Source organism: Bathymodiolus japonicus methanotrophic gill symbiont (assembly GCF_019721995.1).
Taxonomy (GTDB): Bacteria; Pseudomonadota; Gammaproteobacteria; order Methylococcales; family Methylomonadaceae; genus Methyloprofundus.
Genome location: NZ_BLYC01000029.1, coordinates 1 through 17,345, shown reverse-complemented (window position 1 = coordinate 17,345; position 17,345 = coordinate 1). Strand labels below are relative to the sequence as shown.

The following is a 17,345-nucleotide window of genomic DNA, read 5'->3' as shown; positions in this document are numbered from 1 at the left end:
CCTCCAATTAACTCCAGAGGTATTTATGAGTCCATCTCAAAATATGGCAGCTATGCAAGAGCACATACCGCAATGGCGAGCCAGCCGTTTAACGCAGTCCGAGTATTGCAAAGCGCATGATATCAAGCCGCATATCTTTAGTTATTACAAAAAGAAATTCAGTTCGTCCTGTTCGTCAGCTCAACAAACCAGCCAATGGGGTTCTGTCGCATAACTCCCACCTTCCCGACGTTATCTGCTATCATAATTCTCAATTTCAATATAAAGGTGGATCATATGCTCAGCTTCAAAGGCACTCACTTTCCAAAAGATGTCATTCTTTATGCTGTTTTCTTTTATGTCAGGTATGGTGTTTCGTATCGCGACCTTGAAGAAATTATGGAAGAAAGAGGTGTTGAAGTGGATCATGCTACGCTCAATCGTTGGGTTATCCGTTATTCTCCTGACATTGCTGTAAACGCTAAATCTCAGAAACGAGAAACCAATAAATCGTGGCGCATGGATGAAACGTATATCAAAGTTAAGGGACAGTGGACCTATTTATACCGAGCTGTTGATAGTCACGGTGATACGCTTGATTTCATGCTTTCTGAGCACCGTGATGAAGAGGCTGCAACCGCATTTTTCAAACAAACGATTAACAATAATGGCTTTCCTGATTAGGGGAGTCGCTATTTTTGCGAAAGCTTGTTTTGGGCATCCCAGCCCAAGCAAGCGGCAAAAACTTAACGCGACCACTATTGCCTTCGGCGCCCCAGCCGTCCTGCGTACGTGCCACTTCGCCACACCATCGTAAACTCGGCGCAGGCTACGTAGCACTCCCTCAAATGACTAGACGGCGTTTCGGGAAACCTTTTATTTTGTCTCCACCTGCGCTAACGCTTAGATTCCGACAAAACAACGGCCCTACGCCTACTGGGGACTACCAGCCCTCGCTAACGCTCTCCATGGCTGGCAGCGAAGGTCGTTATGGATAAAAGTGGCGCTAACTATGCAGGATTAGCCAATATTAACCTCTTGTTAATCCTCGCTGGGTTTGCCACTATGATCGACATAATACAGGTTAAATATTTGAATAACATCATCGAACAGGATCATCGATTTATCAAAAAAATAACAAAGCCAATGATGGGCTTTAAAGCGTTTCACTCCGCTCAAGCAACATTGATGGAATTGAAACGGCACATATGATCCGAAAGGGACAATTGTCTGAGGAAAATATTCTTGCTTATAAGCAGTTTATGGCTTTAGCAGGATAGTTATGCCTGAATACTAGGAGGTCTGCGCTTTTGATGATTATTGCGACAGAACCATTTAAAAGCATCATGCGGCTGACTATTAAGACAGGACCAATAAATGGCCTATTTGAGGGCTATTCTGCAGGAGACTAAAAACCACAAAAATAAGGCTAAAACTCTGTCAAGAACTTTTTTAATTATTTACGCTGAGTAGTTACTTACATTGTAACTATTTTCAACTAAACAACCACCCGCTAAAAGCGGGTGGGTTAGAGAGACTGGCGACTGAAAGTCGGGATACAGGGCAAATAGCCCTGTTATTTCAGCTCTCCATACTCTGTTTTAAAATTGTCATTCGGGTTGGCGTCAAAATGGTGATCAAGATAATTCTTTATCATTTCCTCAGTCATTTGCCCTACCGTGACACAAAAGTAACCCCTAGCCCAAAAGTGCTTCCCCTAGTACCTATTGATTTCAAATGCTTCGCAAGTTTTCCTTACCAACTCTCTTACACCCAAGCTGATATCACCTTTTAAAACTTGGTATCTGTATTTTGTTACCCAAACAAAATGATATTCAATATTGTAGACTGTATGACTGCCATAATGATAATCCATCTTTAGATTGTAATATTTGAGATAAATCTGTTCGCCTGAAAGGCGAAGGTTTTAACCTTGCGAATGGAAAATAAATTCAACTGGCTCCTTGTAGCAAGACAGTTGAATTTCAGAAAATTAAATTGACATAAACAAGAAATAGAATAGACTAAATGTACAAACCGATAGGTATTTTGTACATTTAGTCTATTATTTAAAAGAGTATGCAGACAATGAAAACAATGACATCATCAGAAGCTAGGCAGGGCTTTAGCACTATGCTTTCTACTGTATCCCATGAGCCAGTTAGTATTTCTAAACAAGATAAGGAAGTTGCTGTTGTTATTTCTTTTGCTAGATATAAAGAACTTAAAAAACTAGAAGATATTTTATATGGAAAAGCGGCGGAATTAGCTATAAAAGAGGGGTTCGCTTCTCAAAAAGAAACAGAGGATTTACTTGATAGCATCTAAAAATGAGAGATTACAAATTAACCAGGCAAGCTTTAAAACAGTTAAAATTGCTTGCAAAAAATGAAATCAAAACAGCAAAAAAGCTCAAAGATGTCATAATTCAATTAAGAAAAGATTTAATCAGTGGTGAAAGCTTACAAGGATACAGTAAATTCAAAAAAATCCGTGTCGGTAAATTTAGGCTGATTTACACTCTCCAAGAAGAAATCTTACTAATTGCAATTATTGAGAAAAGAGAAACGGTCTACAAAACCTTTGAGCATTTACTTAAAAATTCTAGTTTTTTAGATATTTAGAATAGAATTTATATATTTTAATTTAATATAACATCTATGATAAAACTAAACACCCACCCGCTAAAAGCGGGTGGGTTAGAGAGACTGGCGACTGAAAGTCGGGATACAGGGCAAATAGCCCTGTTATTTCAGCTCTCCATACTCTGTTTTAAAATTGTCATTCGGGTTAGCTTCAAAATGATGCTCAAGATAATTATTTATCATTTCCTCAGTCATTTGCCCTACCGTGACACAAAAGTAACCCCTAGCCCAAAAGTGCTTCCCCCAGTACCGCTTTTTTAATTCTGGAAATTCTTCAAAAAGCTTTCTTGCACTTCGCCCTCGCTGCCAGCCATGGAGAGCGAACGCGAGGGCTGGTAGTCCCCAGAAGGCGTAGGGCCGTTGTTTTGTCGGAATCGTAGCGCTAGCGTAGGTGTAGACAAAATAAAAGGCATTCCGAAACGCCGTCCAGTCATTTGAGGGAGTGTTACGAAGCCAGCACCGAGTTTATGATGGTAATGGCGAAGTGGCACGTACGCAGGACGTCTGGGGCGCCGAAGGCATTAGTGGTCGCGTTAAGTTTTTGCCGCTTGCTTGGGCTGGGATGCCCAAAACAAGCTTTCGCAAAAATAGCGACTCCCCGTCTCTTTTTTTATGCGCTTTGCGCGCTTCTCGGTTAGGCCGTTTGCTAACTTTACTCATGATTTCTATTGGGGGTAGTATTTAGGATAGGAAAGCATTATATAGCAAATATAAAATGGCTTTTTATGCCAATACCTTGGTATTGTATGCGGGTTTTATTTCATGCGTCAGGGCTGGGTTATGCGACAGAACCATTTAATAGGCTTAGTTGCAAATTAGTTATTTTTAAAAAAATTATGACAAAGATTGCCAAAGTATGTCATAAATAGCACTATCTTATTTTAAAGCAGGTAATGAAATGGCTACGATGAATATTTCGGTTCCCGATCTAATGAAAAACTGGGTTCAATCTCAAGTGAGTACTGGAGTTTATGCAAACACCAGTGATTATGTTCGTGATTTAATTCGACAAGATCAAATCAAAAACGATAAGACACTGGCGTTACAGGCTGCCATTACTAAAGGATTAGATAGTGGAATAAGTGAGAAGTCATTTGATGAAATTATTGAGGTAGCGCGTAAGAGTCTTAAGTCTCATGCGTTATGAGTCAGTATTTCTTTTCTAAAGAAGCTGAGAAAGATCTTATTGATATTTATCGCTCTGGTTTTCTAGCGCATGGTAAACATCAAGCAGAACAATACCTTCAGAGCTTAAAAGAAAAGTGTCAGTTCTTAGCGACTAACCCCAAACTTTCTCATGAGAGAAGAGAACTTACACCGCCTATTAGAATTAACGGTCATAAGCAGCATTTGATTATTTATTTAAGCAATGAAGATTCTATTACCGTTGTTCGTATTTTGCATAAAAAAATGGACGTACCAAACCACTTAGATCATTAGTCTGTATTAACCCAGGCTTAAAATAACAAGTGTAATTATGTAATTACACTATTGTGATATTAAATTTTAAAATATTGTAACCCTTTTTAAAAAAAACTGGTTAGAAACTATTTTTGTACCTATACCCAAACGAAATCAAGATGCAGGTTATTTTATCTCGTCATCCCTGCATGCTTTTAGCAGGGATCTATTGAATATACATGGATTCCCGGGAAAACCCTCGGGAATGACGGTCGGGGTAATTCCTGCACCTTCAAGTAGTTTTGGTATATACCTTATTGCGACAGAACCTTTTTCATTGCCGGAGGTAAGCGGTGGCAAAATGGAAACTAAATATTACCTCTAAAATCTGCCGTAGTCCGTACCCTGATCTTTAAAGCCATTCTTTAACAGGGGATTTATTAACAATTTCAGCCCTTTAGTTTTTTTACAGCGTTTATTAACTCTATTTACGTAGAATCATGGCAATTTGAAGAAGATTATTGGTGATTATGACGGAGTTAATAATACACTTGTTTTTTTACATCTCTAAACAGCGTAGATATTCCCTATCTAGTGAGTGTCAAATTGTAGAGTTATCAAATTGTCTAAGGAAAATACGCCTGCTTATAAGCAGTTTATCGCTTTAGCAGGATAGTTATTGCGACAGAACCTTATTTTCTCTGTCTGTCCTTGGTAGGCAGTGACTTTTTTATCTGACATCATCTTCCCTGATATTGGTTGTTTATAAGCTAAAAGTGAAGTTGTCTTTTGCGTGTTGGCTGAGTAAATCGTATATCTGAATACTATCAACCTGCATAGCATTAGCGGCATCCGGTATTAAAATGCGTTTTTTGGATTGTGGATTACTTAGTTCATGGGTGTAGCCAGTCTTTTCAATCATTGTAAACTTAAACGTTTGCTGAGTTCCATCACAGTATCCGGCTTAACATTTAATAAACTAGCGACTTCTCGTAGCATGGTATGACCACTCATCTCCTGGGTGACAATTGCTTTAGTAAAACGCTTACTGTTTCTGATAGGATAATTCCTATAAGCGTCACCACCACCTGCAGTCTTGCGTGCTTTGCTCTTTTCGGCAATATCCTGGTATGTTTGCCAGTTAATTTTTCCCAAATCAAATGCGCGACGGGCAATCACTAACTGACTGACATTAAAATATTTACTCAGTTGCGTAAAATCCGGCATCTTGGTTTCATTCCAGGATTTTAAAAACTGTTTACGAGGAGTGAGTATCTCAGCAGCTATACGGTTACACAATACTTCTACTTTATTATTGTCAGGCTGCTTTTTTACAGGTATATCAGACACACCACTTTCACCTAACCAGATATGGGCAATTTCATGCGCCAAGGTAAATATCCAGGCGGCCTCACTGTCTTTACCATTAATAAAAATTAAAGGTGCTAAAGGATCAGCAATAGCAAAACCCCGAAATTCATTGACAGATAAACTTCTTCCAGTATTACTTTGTACAATGCTACTTTTAAAAACCAGAATACCGATTTTTTCCGCCTTTCTGCTGAGTAAGGAAAAGAAGTCTTTAGAATCTTTGCACTGCTTCCTCTCCTGCTCTGTTAAATCTAAAGTTTCTACAATATTAGTCGCAATGGCTTCTACCTCTAGTTGACGACTAAAGGGATATTTGCCGACAAAAGCCAGTTTTTCAGCACCTTGTTCCTGCAGGTATTCAAGATACCAATCCTGCTTACGAAGCACATCATCAAGCACGGCAAAGAAATCAGAACTTAATGGTACATGATCTGGAACTTGTCTAAGGTCGGGTAAAGTACGTTGTATAGCACCCCAAAGAGTCAAGACAGATTTTTCAACAATCCTTATTCCATATTCCTAAGCCGCTTCATTCTGCTGTTCATTAGCTAAAATACTTTCTCTATATACATTCATTGGTTTTTTATAGTCCAGGGTTTCATGAAACCGTTGATGATTATAAAACTCAATATAGTCATCAACATCTTCTATTAACGCTCTAATTGAACCATATTCATTTAAATAAATACGCTCACATTTTGCACTTCGCCAAAACCGTTCAATACAAATATTATCCGTTGCTCGTCCTTTTCCACCCATAGAAATAGTGATGCCTTTGTTTTTTAGTCGTTGGGTATGAATTTCACTGGTGTATTGACTACCTTGATCCGTATTAAAAATTTCAGGTGTTCCGTAGAGAGAAAGCGCTTCATCTAATACATCCATAACTAAAAAAGAATCCATTGTGTTTGATATTTTATGGGCGAGCACTGCTTTTGAGTGCCAATCAATAATCGCCGCTAAATAAACCATCCCTTCTTTGGTTTTAATATAGGTTATATCTGTGCTCCAAACTTGGTTAGCGTGTGATATATCAAGATCTCTAAGCTTATAAGTATATTTTTTATGTTCTTTTATGGGGATCGTTGTATTGACTTGTTTTACCGCTAATACGGCTTTCAAGCCCATCTGCTGCCGATAACTCGCCACCGTGTTTAAACTGACTTTAAAACCATCCTCAAGCAACTGCTGGTGTACTTTAGCCGCACCATAAATAGGGATGTCTTTAAAAATGTGATTAATCTGAGTTTTGATCTCTTCTTTCTTTTTATTCTCTCTTTTTTTGTAATAGAGATTGCTTCTATTTAATCCTAATAATGCACACTGCTGTGTTAGAGGTAGAGTGTTAAGCTTGGGCTCAATCAACTGTTTTCTATCAGATGAGTCCAAGCTTTTTAGCTTTTTTTCGAGCCACTCCTTTTCAACCGTCATTTTTCCTACGATTTTTGTGAGCATCTCATTTTGTTCTTGAGCTGCTAATAGATCCTCTTTGTAATCTTTAACGGCTTTGGAGGGCTCCATTGCTATTTCTGCATTGTCTAAGAATATTTTTTTCCAGTTTTGTAGGTTCTTAGGTGTGATGTTATTTGCACTGGCAATTTCTTGCAGTGTTTTTTCATTCTTTAAAACTTCTAATACCAACTTGCTTTTAAATTCAGCACTGTAGACCGTTCTTTTTCTGCTCATTTTAATACTCCAATTTTTTACAAATAGTAACTAATTTGGAATAAGATTGCTTTGATTTCTTGTCTGGATTTGCTGGGGGATTATAGATAGAGAAAGATCGAGAGGAAAGGGTCGATATTTTAATAACCCATATACAGATGCTATTTTAGCTCAGACACGAGAGCATGAAATAACACAAGCCATTGCACGGATAAGAGATGTTAGATCACCGCATCATAAACAAGTACTTATTTTAGGATCACTTGCTATTGATTTAAAAATAGATCGTGTTGTTACCTGGCAAGAACTGGATGTAAAAAATCAGCAAACAGATGTGATTAATTGTTACACACAACATGATGGCAGATTTTTACGGGCGGCTAAGGTGCTATCTGAATTAGATGACAGCTGTTCTCAGGATGGCTGGGCCAATCGAATCAAGAACGATAACAAGCAATACATTTTACCGATGAGTGAGTGGGATATTCAATGCTGCAAAGCATTGAGTGATGCAAGTAAACCAGGGGAAGAGATTAACTTTAATCAGCATTTATTTCCAGAGATTAAAGCGTTAAAAGACATTAAAATACCTGGTAAAAATCATACTTATCGCGTAAATTATGATGCAGACCGACACACGGAAGAGTCCGTTGTAACGTGGGTTGCAGAGATTTTAGAGGGAATAAAATAGAATGTTTTTTAAATAAATAATTTGTTAAAAATACCATAATGGTTGTGATAGTGATTTTGTAAGCGTTAACCAAGGTCAACTCAGTTAGAAGCTAATAAAAAGAATAAAAGAGAGACGGTAGGTTATACCAATCCCAATAAATTCCTACTCCAACAATGCCCATTTACGTGAGCATAAACTATGAACAGCCTCAGCACATTTCGCAAACTTATTCCATGCTTGGCAACATACCGATACAATTTCATCATAATCTTCAAAACACCGATTTGAAAAGTCTGACCGTCGTAATTGTTGCCAAATTTGCTCGACTGGGTTGAGCTCTGGTGAATAAGGAGGTAACGGCATTATCGTTATATTAGTAGGCATATCAAGTTTTTCAGTGAGGTGCCAAGCAGCGCGGTCAACAATAAGTAGAGCATGTTTACTTGATGTTACCGTCGTTGAAATAATATTAAGGTGGTGCTGCATACCTTCAGTATTCGCTTTTGGCATAATTAACCCCGCCGTTTTGCTATTCTCTGGACAGACGGCACCAAAAATATAAGCGGCTGTAAATTGTTGTTGCTGAACAATACGCGGACGTGTGCCTTTTTCTGCCCAAATACGACTGACTGTACCGCGCTGTCCGACTCGCGCTTCATCTTGAAACCATACCTCGATCTGAGTTAAATCAATATCGTTTGGTAATAAGTCTATTGCACTGTCTCTAAATTTTTTTTAAAATCATCTTGTTTTTCTTGGCTTTGCTGCGGGTGTTTTGATCGAACGGTTATCCAAACTAAATCTAATCGATTCATTCGCTGAAAATCAGGGAAACGTAGCCTAAGCGAAGTGATGATTTTTAGTCCGCGATAGCCGTAGGGCCGTTGTTTTGTCGGAGTCTGAGCGTTAGCGAAGGTGGAGACAAAATAAAAGGCCATCCGACACGGCGTCAAGTCATTTGGAGCCTATGTTCCGACCCCTTGTTGGGTCGGGACGAGGTGACGAGGACGAATCGGGGCCGCCGGAGGCATAAGTGGTCGCGTTAAGTTTTTGCTGCTTGCTTGGGCTGGGATGCCCAAAACAAGCTTTCGCAAAAATAGCGACTCCCCGAAGGTTGTATACACTATTGAGACAACACTTAACTTCAAACTGGTCTGCAAGTAACTGCTGTATATCATGTCCCGTTATTCGACCACCGGAACGATTTTCTTGAAGTGCAATCACTGCATTTTTAAAATCAATTTCTTGATTCTCCTTAAGCTTTCGCTTTGCCCCGCTTCGGGGTGATTCTCTAAGCCCATCAAGTCCAGAGACTTTAAATCGTTTGACCCATTTTTGAACTGTTTCGGTACTGACACATAAAAATTGTGCAACCTCGTAGTATTCTCGCCCCTCTTGTAGGTGTGCCATTCCTAACCAGCGAATACGAGTACGGGAATGTTTTTCTTTTCGTGCAAAATCATGAAAATCATAATCTTGCAGTTCTATTGGTAACTTTCTTGGACGTGCTATTTTCTTGGCTCTCTTTATCTAAATAGTAAGGGGGAGATTAATTATAATCTAATTACAGCATGAATATTCTGGGATTGGTATTAGTACCATTTCTAAGGTTTATTGGTACAAATTAAGTTAAAATACTGAGTCAGCTATCTAGATATAAAAGGCAATAAGTAATGAACAAATTAATTATGGTTATTCTGATAGGAATAGCTAGCAATGCAAATGCAGACACATCTTATTTTGGGAAAAGTTGTGAACAACAGTATAAAGATGCATGGTCTGAATGCAATGCTGATTATTATGGAAAATGTAAGTTTTTAGGTAAAAAATATAAGCCTACTTGCGATCTAAATATAGAAGGTAAAAGAAATTCAGATTGTGCAAATCAATATAAGGCTGCATGGGCTAGATGTAATGCTAAATACAACGGTAAATGTACTTATCTTGGTAATGAATACAAACCAAATTGCGAATTGTAGTTTGTAATGGAGTGGTTTAAAAAACTATCAGAAAAAACAAAAGAAGTGGCTTCAATGTATACGGGTACTTTTGTTGTTGTTATGGTATTAAATCAGTTTTTGTTTTTTGGTTTTTGCTTAAACCCTATCTGTTTAATTGCAGCAATGCCACACGTATTACTTATAACCGTAGTAATAGGAACTTGGTTAAATAAAGATAATTTTACGGTGACTAAGCAGGGTGATGGAATACCCAATATAAGTAAGCAAATCATCTCTAAAGAAGACAAACGGATCTTACTTAAAGAATATGAAAAATTACCGGAAACCCCAAATTTTAAATCTTTAGCAAAAGTTAAGTTTATTGGACGGTATGAGAAATCATTGTTTCCAGGGTATTTTTCGAAATTATTTAATGTCACTAAACATAAAGAGATCAATCTCGATAAAACAAAATTATCCAGCCATACAAAAAATGGGGAAAATAATTTAATTGGATTGAGTGCAATAGATGATGTTTCTTTATCCGAAGGGATCATTTGGAGTAGGTTACAAATAACTCTCAATACGGGTGAAAATCTAAACTTCACAGGGATTCCGAAAAAGCATTCACGGAAATTTCATGAGCTATTATCACGATCCTTATTTGAAATTTATTACTATGAAAAACTCTTAGAGGCTTGTGAAGCTTTTCATAACTACCCTAAAAAAGATCAGTATTTCAAAAAAATAACGCTAGATAAGGTACTCATAGACATTTCTAGTTTTGGTCATTCATTTACTTATCTCGACAGACCACCAGAAGATCAAGTTTGTAGTAATGTTTTTGATTTTGTAGTCTTGCTTGAAAGTAAAGGAGAGCTTGTTAGAGGTAAGCACAATCATCTTTTTATGCAAGATGAGAAAAATAAGTACCATTCTTTTTTTTCCGAGGTTGAAAAGAACCCTCTAACAGAACGTCAGGTTGAGGCTTCAATTATTAATGAAACGGCTAATTTAGTTATTGCTGGTGCGGGGTCAGGAAAAACAAGTGTCATGGTTGCCAGAGCAGGGTATTTAGTCAAAAAAGGCTTAGCTTTTGAGGATGAAATATTATTAGTTGCCTTTAACAAATCAGCCGCCACTGAGATAAAAGAGCGAGTATATGAGAAATTACAACTAGAGGATATTAAGGCTAAAACATTTCATTCTTTAGGCTTAGAAATCATTGCTAAATCAACGAATAAAAAGCCATCATTAGCACCTTGGGAACAAAGCTCCTTAGCACTAGAAAAGTTGATTTGGGGCATTATTGAAGAACAAGTAACAGATGTTGAGTTGTATGCAAAGTTACTTAAATTCTTTGTTTATCATGTTTCAACGTATAAAAGTGACTTCGATTTTGAGAATGAAGTCGAATACAATAATTATATTTATGATAGTAATCTACTGCCCATAAGAGAAACTTTAATTACGCTGAAGAATGCGGAAAGAGTAAAAAGTTTTGAAGAACTTGAAATAGCAAATTTCTTATTTATAAATGGAATCGACTATGAGTACGAGCGTGCTTATGAGTTTGATACCGCGACTGAGCAGTATGGCCAATATCACCCTGATTTTTACTTGCCAGAGTATGAAATATATTTAGAGCATTTTGGAATAGATAAGAAAGGAAATACCGCTCCATTCATTGATAGAGAAAAATATAATGAAGGAATTAAGTGGAAACGTAATTTACACCAAGAAAATGATACGACGTTAATCGAAACATTTAGCTGGATGAGAAGTGAAGGTCACTTACTTGAAAGTCTAGAGAGAATATTAAAAGAAAATGATATAGCGCTTAACCCAATGCCTTATGAAGAGGCACTTAAGCAGTTAAAGGATTCAGGGCGAGTTTCAACATTTGCTAAGATTATGGCAACCTTTATTAATCATGTGAGGTCTAACAAGCATAGCTTTGCTACTTTACGCGAAAGGGCTTTGCATGATGAGCGGTCACAATTATTTATAGATATTGCTGAACCAACACTAGAACGATACGAACAGATTAAAAAAGAAAAGGGCGTTATAGATTTTAATGACATGATTGAGCTTGCAACAAACTATGTAAAGTCAGGTAAGTACAAGTCGCCTTATAAGTTTATTTTAGCTGATGAGTTTCAAGATATTTCAGTGGCAAGAGCAGAACTAATACAGTCATTGTTAAAGCAAAAAGAGGACTGTGTTTTAACTGCAGTAGGTGATGACTGGCAATCTATCAATAGATTTTCAGGTAGTGATATATCAATTTTTAGAGACTTTTCTGAGTTCTTTGGATTTTCAGAGGTCGTAAAGCTGGATTACTCTTTTCGATATAGCGATAAAATATCTAACGTATCTCAGAAGTTTGTAGAAACAAATCCATATCAAATAAAAAAGGAAATTAAGACACTAACAAAGGCTGTAGAAAAGCCTGTTTTACTGTTTTGGGATGTAAATGATATTCATAACACTGTCGATAATATTTTACGGCGAATTACAGAGAAACAAGACGATGCTAGTGTATTAATTCTAGCCAGGTATAGATTTAAGTTATTAGAAAACTTTAAAACACTACAAGATAAGCATACCAACCTAACGCTAAGACAAATGACAGTACATGGATCAAAAGGCCTTGAAGCTGATTTTGTTGTTATATTAGGATTAGAAGGTGGTAAATATGGATTTCCATCAAATATAGAAGATGACCCCGTTATTGATTTAGTGTTATCTGATGGCGAAGAGTTTGAGCAAGCAGAAGAGAGACGGCTATTTTATGTTGCGCTAACCAGGGCAAAAAAGACTATTTTCATTTTAGGTGACCAATCAAACGTCTCCCCTTTTAGCAAAGAAATTCTAAGTGATGAATATGAAGAAGAGGTTTTACATGTAACGTCTAATAAAATTCTTCCTGAGCATTGCCCTAATTGTTCCAGTGGGTTGGTCAGTATCAGGCAAGGAAACTATGGCCTCTTTTACGGTTGCTCTAATTTTAAATCAGGGTGTACTTATACTAAGCCTGTTAATTCTTGTCCTGAGTGTTTCGTAGGTATTATTCAGACAAATAAAACGACAGGTGATCACTCATGTCACTTATGTGATTTTTCCCCTCGGATATGTGTTCGATGTGGTGGGTTTATGAATTTGAAAAAAGGGAAAAACGGTGATTTTTATGGGTGTAGTAACTACTCAAAAAATGGGTGTAGGTATACTGAGAGTAGCTAATTCAATTAATTAGCTACTTACATAGTCTGCTACATAGGTATACTAGGGTTTACACAATTAAGTAATGAGGGTTTATCTTCAAGAAATATTTTATGCTGTGTAATATTTACTCTAAATTTTAATAAATTGAGACTTTATTAGTGTTCAAAAATAATGCAAATAAAACGGTTTTATCAATCTATAAGCCAGTTGAATTACCTATAAATAATAATGATGAATTAGCACTCGAACTAGATGTAGAAGCCATTGCTAAACAAGCCGCTCGTCAAAATATTCCAGATTCAACAGCCCGTGAACCGGATTCAAATGAATTGAATTTATGTTCAAAACTAGAAAACGACATGCTTCAAGCACAAAATAGAGCAGAAGAATCTGTGGGACACCTTCGTGATGCTATTTTAATGTTAAGCGCTAAAGAGGAAATAAATGCAGCTTATGAGCTATCTAATGAATTTGACAAACATTTATCTTCTAAATTAAGTACTAAGCTGGAGGGTATTAGCGCAGAAAAGGAAAGGTATCAGTCGGTAAGTGATGATTTACATTCTTTTAAGAAAAAAAATGAACTTAGGCGAATGCATCACTATCCCGATAGCCAATATTCAACGTATGCTTTTTTTATCATAGCAATCATCATAGAATCGATTTTAAACGGAGTTTTTTTTGCAGAAGGTAGTGATGCGGGACTTATTGGCGGTGTTAGTACCGCACTAATAATATCTCTTTTTAATGTTTTTTTTGGTGGGGCTGTTGGAGCATTTGCATTACGATATAAGAACCATTACCAACACTGGAAAGTAGTAGTCGGCTGGATTGGAGTTTCTTCTGGAATGATAATATCCGTTATACTTAATCTATTAGTTTCGCATTATCGAACAGCTATGATACTTGACCCTGACAACGCAGCTTTACAGGCAGTGGAAACATTTAGAGAAGGAATACTATCTATCTCGGATGTGAAATCATGGTTGTTATTTCTTTTAGGTATTCTTTTTTACTTAGGTGCTGTATATAAAGGCTATAAGGCTGATGATGTCTATCCTGGATACGGTTCTTTGGCAAGAAAGCGAGATAAGCAATATGGTTATTTATCTGATGATAAGAGTAGTGCTGATGACACTATACAAGAGGCGCATGAATATTTTGTAGAAAATCTCGCTAGTTGTTTTAAATCAGTCCAATTAAAAAGCAAGCAAGTAAACGATTTTGCTAGTGGTTTTGAACAGCAAAAAACAATTTTGAAGTCATATCATAAGCACTTAGAAAAGGCTCTAAAATACATCATTACACTTTATAGAGATGTAAATGTGGCTAATAGAAGTTCAGATAAACCTATAATTTTCAAACAACCGATTGATGCAAGTTTGGATTATAAAGAGTTAGAGTTTGATTATAAATGTAAGCGTGATGAACTACATAAAGATAGAGAGAGACTTGCCGAAGATTTGAGTGGAATCAGGCAAAAATTACTTGTAATTAGAGAGCAATACCAAGACATCGTAAATAAAAAGGCAAGTGTATGAGTCGTAGAAAGAGACAGCAAGAAGCAGACCGAAAAGGAATTATTTTACTAGGGTCTGTTATTTTATTATTAGTAGTCGGAATTTCTGTATTTTATTTTTATGTTAAGCCTACGGTAAAACGCGACTCTGAAACTGCATGCAGAATAGATAAAAAGGTACCCAGGGAGACAGTTGTTATTATTGATGCAACTGATAATTTTAATGAGACACAAGCATTAAGGATTAAAAAACAAATAGAACTCATGTTATCTTCGGCTATTACTGATGAACGTTTCTCACTTTATGTTCTTGATGAAACCATTGGTCAGAGGAGCCAAAAATTTAGTGTTTGTAATCCTGGAGATGGAAGTAATAAAAGTGAACTAACATCTAATAAGAGGAGAATAAAAAAGAACTGGGAAAATCAGTTTTATAACCGCTTTACAACTGCTGTCGATGAATTGACGGTGGCTCATACAGCTATTCAATCCCCAATTCTTGAGATGATAAAGTTTGTTTCAGTGAATACCTTTTTAGATAGCCCAGCAATTAACAAACGTTTAATAATTGTTTCAGATATGCTCCACCATACACAACAATACTCGCATTATCTAGGCAGTATGGATTATACAAAGTTCTCAAAAACATCTTATGCGCTGGCAATGCAACCATTACTTGAAGGGGTTGATGTTCAGATTTTTTATCTCATTAGAGAAAAAAATATTTCACTTCAAAATCGAGGGCATATCGAATTTTGGAACCAACATATATTAGTAAATAATGGATTCGTTTCATCCGTTAAAACTGTTAACTGAGGTAAACATGAAAAATGAAGGTTTAGTTAGCGGACGTACGGCTGTTCAACATAAATATGCATCAATTACGACTCATTTCATTATTGCGCTATTTATCGGCAGTACACTAATAAGCGTAGGAGTACTATTTAACTCGACATTACTTGCTGTAATAGCTCCTGTAACAGTAATGCTGCTCTATATTGGTGTAGCAAATAAGGATACTCAGTTGTCGCAATCTATAATTGGTGACAGCTATTATTATATGGGGTTTGTTTTCACTCTTGTTTCATTAGGTTCTGCACTCTTTTATTTATCCATAAATGATAATGTTGATATAAATACTATTGTAGGAAGTTTTGGTGCAGCTTTGGTTACTACAGTGATAGGGCTAGTAGCTCGTTTAATTACCACATCATTTTCATTTAAAGCGACTGGACAACGAAGGCGCTTAGAAGACAGTATAGAAAAATCGTTAGCAACCTTTTCAGAGCAACTTGAAACACTCACATCAATGAGTATTTCATCACTTACTAAAGTGCATACACATACCGAAGCTACATTAATAAAGGTTCTTGAAACTTACGAGAATGTTAATGAAGAAATGTCAGAAAATTACAGGAAATCAATGTGTAATGGTGAGGAAACCATATCAAAGTCAATCAAATCGTTAGCGGAGAGAATTGATGGAATTAAGGTATCACCTGACATGGTTTCAGATCCAATTAAACAATCATTTAATGAAATTTTAGAAACCTTAAAAAGCCACAATGAAAGCTACGGAGAGTTGAGTAAAACAATGACCAAAACCAATGCGAAACTTTCAAAACAACTTGAAAATTCTGGATCACAAATCCAGGTGCATGTTGATAAAGTAGAAGTAGCGTTAATTGAAGCTGTTGATCGCCAAATGATAGCCTATGAAAAGTCGCTAGGATCTACAAGTAAAGAAATAGTGGCTAGTTTTGATACTATTAAGGTTCTTCAGGTTGATTCTGAACAGAATTTATCTGTAGAACTCGAAGGTTTAAGGCAACGAATAAGTGAAATATCTAGCCTCTTATCTAGGGCATGTATGCCACTTCAAGAATCAAGTAAATTACTTGGCGATAGTAATGAAAAAATGAAAAAAAACATCTCTGGTTTTTCATCGCTTTCGAAAGAACTTTCTCAAACTATAGCTAGTTCACAACAAAATATGACAGGCCTAGGTTCTATGAATGAAACTGCGGTTGACTTAGTGAAAGTTATGACAAGGTTAAATGAAGTATTGAATCAAACGATTACTCAAAGCCAAAATGCTGGTTTTTCCATGGAAGGTTCTGCAAAGTCTACAGAGGAAGCTAGTAAGCAACTTGCAAAGGACATTACGCAGGTTTATGGGGAATTAACTATCCAAATTCAAAAAATTAGAGATGACTCTTAATGAGTGACCTCATCGATGAGCCCAATAACTCGATAATTGAAACATCTCTAGCTGAACTTGCATTCTCACTTTTTTTTATTCTATTGATTTTTTCAGTCTTTACAGTTGATAAAGCACATTCTGAAAAAAAAGAACTGGAAGAAGAGGTTAAACTTCTTCAAGCTAGTTTAGATACTGCAGCTGAAGTATTTACAGGAGATAAAGACTTTGACCCTAAAGAAATATTTAAGGAGTTAACGAGAGGACGGAAAGCTGAGGAAAAACTTAAAACGACTTTAGCAGATAATAAAATACTAAGTGATCGTTTAAACTCACTGAAAGAACTAGAGGAAAAACTAAAATATTCACCGGAAGATATTACTAAAAAGTTAACCGAGTTGATCGATATAAACGAATTACTTGGAGGTGAAGAGGGAGAAAAAGAGCTATTAGAGAAAGTGAAAGAATTATTACGAAACAACAACAACTTCAGAGGCCAAAATAAAAATTTAAGGGCTAAACTTATTAAAGAAGGTAATGGGTTAGATCACCCCCCATGTTGGGCTGATGCAAATACTGGACGTATTCAATATGTTTACAATGTAATCATAAATGAAAGTTCTCTCGAATTTATTCCTGGCTGGCCTAGTTCAAGAAATCAAGATGCCCTTACTAACCCTAGTATTATTAAGGTAGCAGGGGTGTACACAAGTAATGAAAAGATGTG

The 17,345-nt window shown here is 36.6% G+C and carries 18 protein-coding genes and 5 pseudogenes; 15 read left to right on the top strand and 8 right to left on the bottom strand.

Annotated features, from left to right (window positions below; translation table 11 throughout):
• The first annotated feature begins 25 nt into the window (after positions 1–25).
• From tnpA (K6984_RS36535) to K6984_RS22915, 4 genes and pseudogenes are all read left to right on the top strand, one after another.
• Complete coding sequence (gene tnpA / locus K6984_RS36535; RefSeq protein WP_420831702.1) at positions 26–214, top strand: IS66 family insertion sequence element accessory protein TnpA; 189 nt, start codon at positions 26–28, stop codon at positions 212–214.
• 62 nt (positions 215–276) lie between these two features.
• Positions 277–660 (top strand): annotated as a pseudogene (locus tag K6984_RS22925) (IS6 family transposase); the annotation flags it as partial.
• Between the two features lie 17 nt (positions 661–677).
• Complete coding sequence (locus K6984_RS22920) at positions 678–977, top strand: hypothetical protein (RefSeq protein WP_221897576.1); 300 nt, start codon at positions 678–680, stop codon at positions 975–977.
• Positions 961–1,259: pseudogene (locus tag K6984_RS22915) on the top strand (DDE-type integrase/transposase/recombinase); the annotation flags it as partial. The gene K6984_RS22920 and the pseudogene K6984_RS22915, both read left to right, overlap by 17 nt.
• Positions 1,260–1,555: 296 nt before the next feature.
• On the opposite strand, the pseudogene K6984_RS22910 reads toward K6984_RS22915, so the two are convergent.
• Positions 1,556–1,855, bottom strand: a pseudogene (locus tag K6984_RS22910) (transposase).
• A gap of 212 nt (positions 1,856–2,067) precedes the next feature.
• On the opposite strand from K6984_RS22910, the gene K6984_RS22905 reads away from it, so the two are divergent.
• Both K6984_RS22905 and K6984_RS22900 read left to right on the top strand, forming a co-directional pair.
• Positions 2,068–2,307 (top strand): type II toxin-antitoxin system Phd/YefM family antitoxin, encoded by a 240-nt coding sequence (locus K6984_RS22905; RefSeq protein ID WP_221897575.1) that lies wholly within the window; start codon positions 2,068–2,070, stop codon positions 2,305–2,307.
• Between the two features lie 2 nt (positions 2,308–2,309).
• The gene (locus K6984_RS22900; RefSeq protein WP_263458843.1) at positions 2,310–2,603 is read left to right on the top strand and encodes a type II toxin-antitoxin system RelE family toxin; all 294 of its coding nucleotides are present in this window, start codon (positions 2,310–2,312) and stop codon (positions 2,601–2,603) included.
• Between the two features lie 123 nt (positions 2,604–2,726).
• Here the strand turns inward: K6984_RS22900 and tnpA (K6984_RS22895) are convergent.
• Positions 2,727–2,927, bottom strand: a pseudogene (gene tnpA / locus K6984_RS22895) (IS200/IS605 family transposase); the annotation flags it as partial.
• A 595-nt stretch (positions 2,928–3,522) separates the two neighbouring features.
• Here tnpA (K6984_RS22895) and K6984_RS22890 point away from each other — a divergent pair.
• Together K6984_RS22890 and K6984_RS22885 are read left to right on the top strand one after the other, a co-directional pair.
• Positions 3,523–3,771 (top strand): type II toxin-antitoxin system ParD family antitoxin, encoded by a 249-nt coding sequence (locus K6984_RS22890; protein WP_087870275.1) that lies wholly within the window; start codon positions 3,523–3,525, stop codon positions 3,769–3,771.
• Positions 3,768–4,064 (top strand): type II toxin-antitoxin system RelE/ParE family toxin, encoded by a 297-nt coding sequence (locus K6984_RS22885; protein ID WP_221897573.1) that lies wholly within the window; start codon positions 3,768–3,770, stop codon positions 4,062–4,064. The genes K6984_RS22890 and K6984_RS22885 overlap by 4 nt, the downstream gene beginning before the upstream one ends.
• A gap of 879 nt (positions 4,065–4,943) precedes the next feature.
• Here K6984_RS22885 and K6984_RS22880 read toward each other — a convergent pair.
• Both K6984_RS22880 and K6984_RS22875 read right to left on the bottom strand, forming a co-directional pair.
• Positions 4,944–5,882 (bottom strand): ImmA/IrrE family metallo-endopeptidase, encoded by a 939-nt coding sequence (locus tag K6984_RS22880; protein ID WP_230988255.1) that lies wholly within the window; start codon positions 5,880–5,882, stop codon positions 4,944–4,946.
• Between the two features lie 33 nt (positions 5,883–5,915).
• Complete coding sequence (locus K6984_RS22875; protein WP_221897572.1) at positions 5,916–7,082, bottom strand: IS3 family transposase; 1,167 nt, start codon at positions 7,080–7,082, stop codon at positions 5,916–5,918.
• 313 nt (positions 7,083–7,395) lie between these two features.
• On the opposite strand from K6984_RS22875, the gene K6984_RS22870 reads away from it, so the two are divergent.
• Positions 7,396–7,752 (top strand): hypothetical protein, encoded by a 357-nt coding sequence (locus K6984_RS22870; protein ID WP_221897571.1) that lies wholly within the window; start codon positions 7,396–7,398, stop codon positions 7,750–7,752.
• A 144-nt stretch (positions 7,753–7,896) separates the two neighbouring features.
• Here K6984_RS22870 and K6984_RS22865 read toward each other — a convergent pair whose 3' ends face one another.
• From K6984_RS22865 to K6984_RS36530, 4 genes and pseudogenes are all read right to left on the bottom strand, one after another.
• On the bottom strand, positions 7,897–8,412 hold the full coding sequence (locus tag K6984_RS22865) for an IS630 family transposase (protein WP_230988258.1): 516 nt from the start codon (positions 8,410–8,412) through the stop codon (positions 7,897–7,899).
• A gap of 32 nt (positions 8,413–8,444) precedes the next feature.
• A complete protein-coding gene (locus K6984_RS22860; protein ID WP_221897570.1) occupies positions 8,445–8,672 on the bottom strand; it encodes a hypothetical protein in 228 nt (75 codons plus the stop codon).
• Positions 8,673–8,699: 27 nt separating this feature from the next.
• Positions 8,700–8,828, bottom strand: a complete 129-nt coding sequence (locus tag K6984_RS34605) for a hypothetical protein (RefSeq protein WP_263458596.1) — start codon at positions 8,826–8,828, stop codon at positions 8,700–8,702.
• A 31-nt stretch (positions 8,829–8,859) separates the two neighbouring features.
• Positions 8,860–9,159 (bottom strand): annotated as a pseudogene (locus K6984_RS36530) (helix-turn-helix domain-containing protein); the annotation flags it as partial.
• A 248-nt stretch (positions 9,160–9,407) separates the two neighbouring features.
• Between K6984_RS36530 and K6984_RS22850 the strand changes: the two are divergent.
• The 6 genes from K6984_RS22850 to K6984_RS22825 all read left to right on the top strand — a co-directional run.
• On the top strand, positions 9,408–9,713 hold the full coding sequence (locus K6984_RS22850) for a hypothetical protein (protein ID WP_221897568.1): 306 nt from the start codon (positions 9,408–9,410) through the stop codon (positions 9,711–9,713).
• Positions 9,714–9,719: 6 nt separating this feature from the next.
• Positions 9,720–12,917: a UvrD-helicase domain-containing protein gene (locus K6984_RS22845; protein ID WP_221897567.1), complete on the top strand. Its 3,198-nt coding sequence runs from the start codon at positions 9,720–9,722 to the stop codon at positions 12,915–12,917.
• Positions 12,918–13,057: 140 nt separating this feature from the next.
• Positions 13,058–14,440: a hypothetical protein gene (locus K6984_RS22840; RefSeq protein ID WP_221897566.1), complete on the top strand. Its 1,383-nt coding sequence runs from the start codon at positions 13,058–13,060 to the stop codon at positions 14,438–14,440.
• Complete coding sequence (locus K6984_RS22835; protein ID WP_221897565.1) at positions 14,437–15,234, top strand: hypothetical protein; 798 nt, start codon at positions 14,437–14,439, stop codon at positions 15,232–15,234. The genes K6984_RS22840 and K6984_RS22835 overlap by 4 nt, the downstream gene beginning before the upstream one ends.
• A 7-nt stretch (positions 15,235–15,241) precedes the next feature.
• Positions 15,242–16,639, top strand: coding sequence for a hypothetical protein (locus K6984_RS22830; protein WP_221897564.1), 1,398 nt, complete (start codon positions 15,242–15,244; stop codon positions 16,637–16,639).
• The coding region (locus K6984_RS22825) for a hypothetical protein (RefSeq protein ID WP_221897563.1) at positions 16,639–17,345 on the top strand (707 nt) is incomplete at its 3' end. The genes K6984_RS22830 and K6984_RS22825, both read left to right, overlap by 1 nt.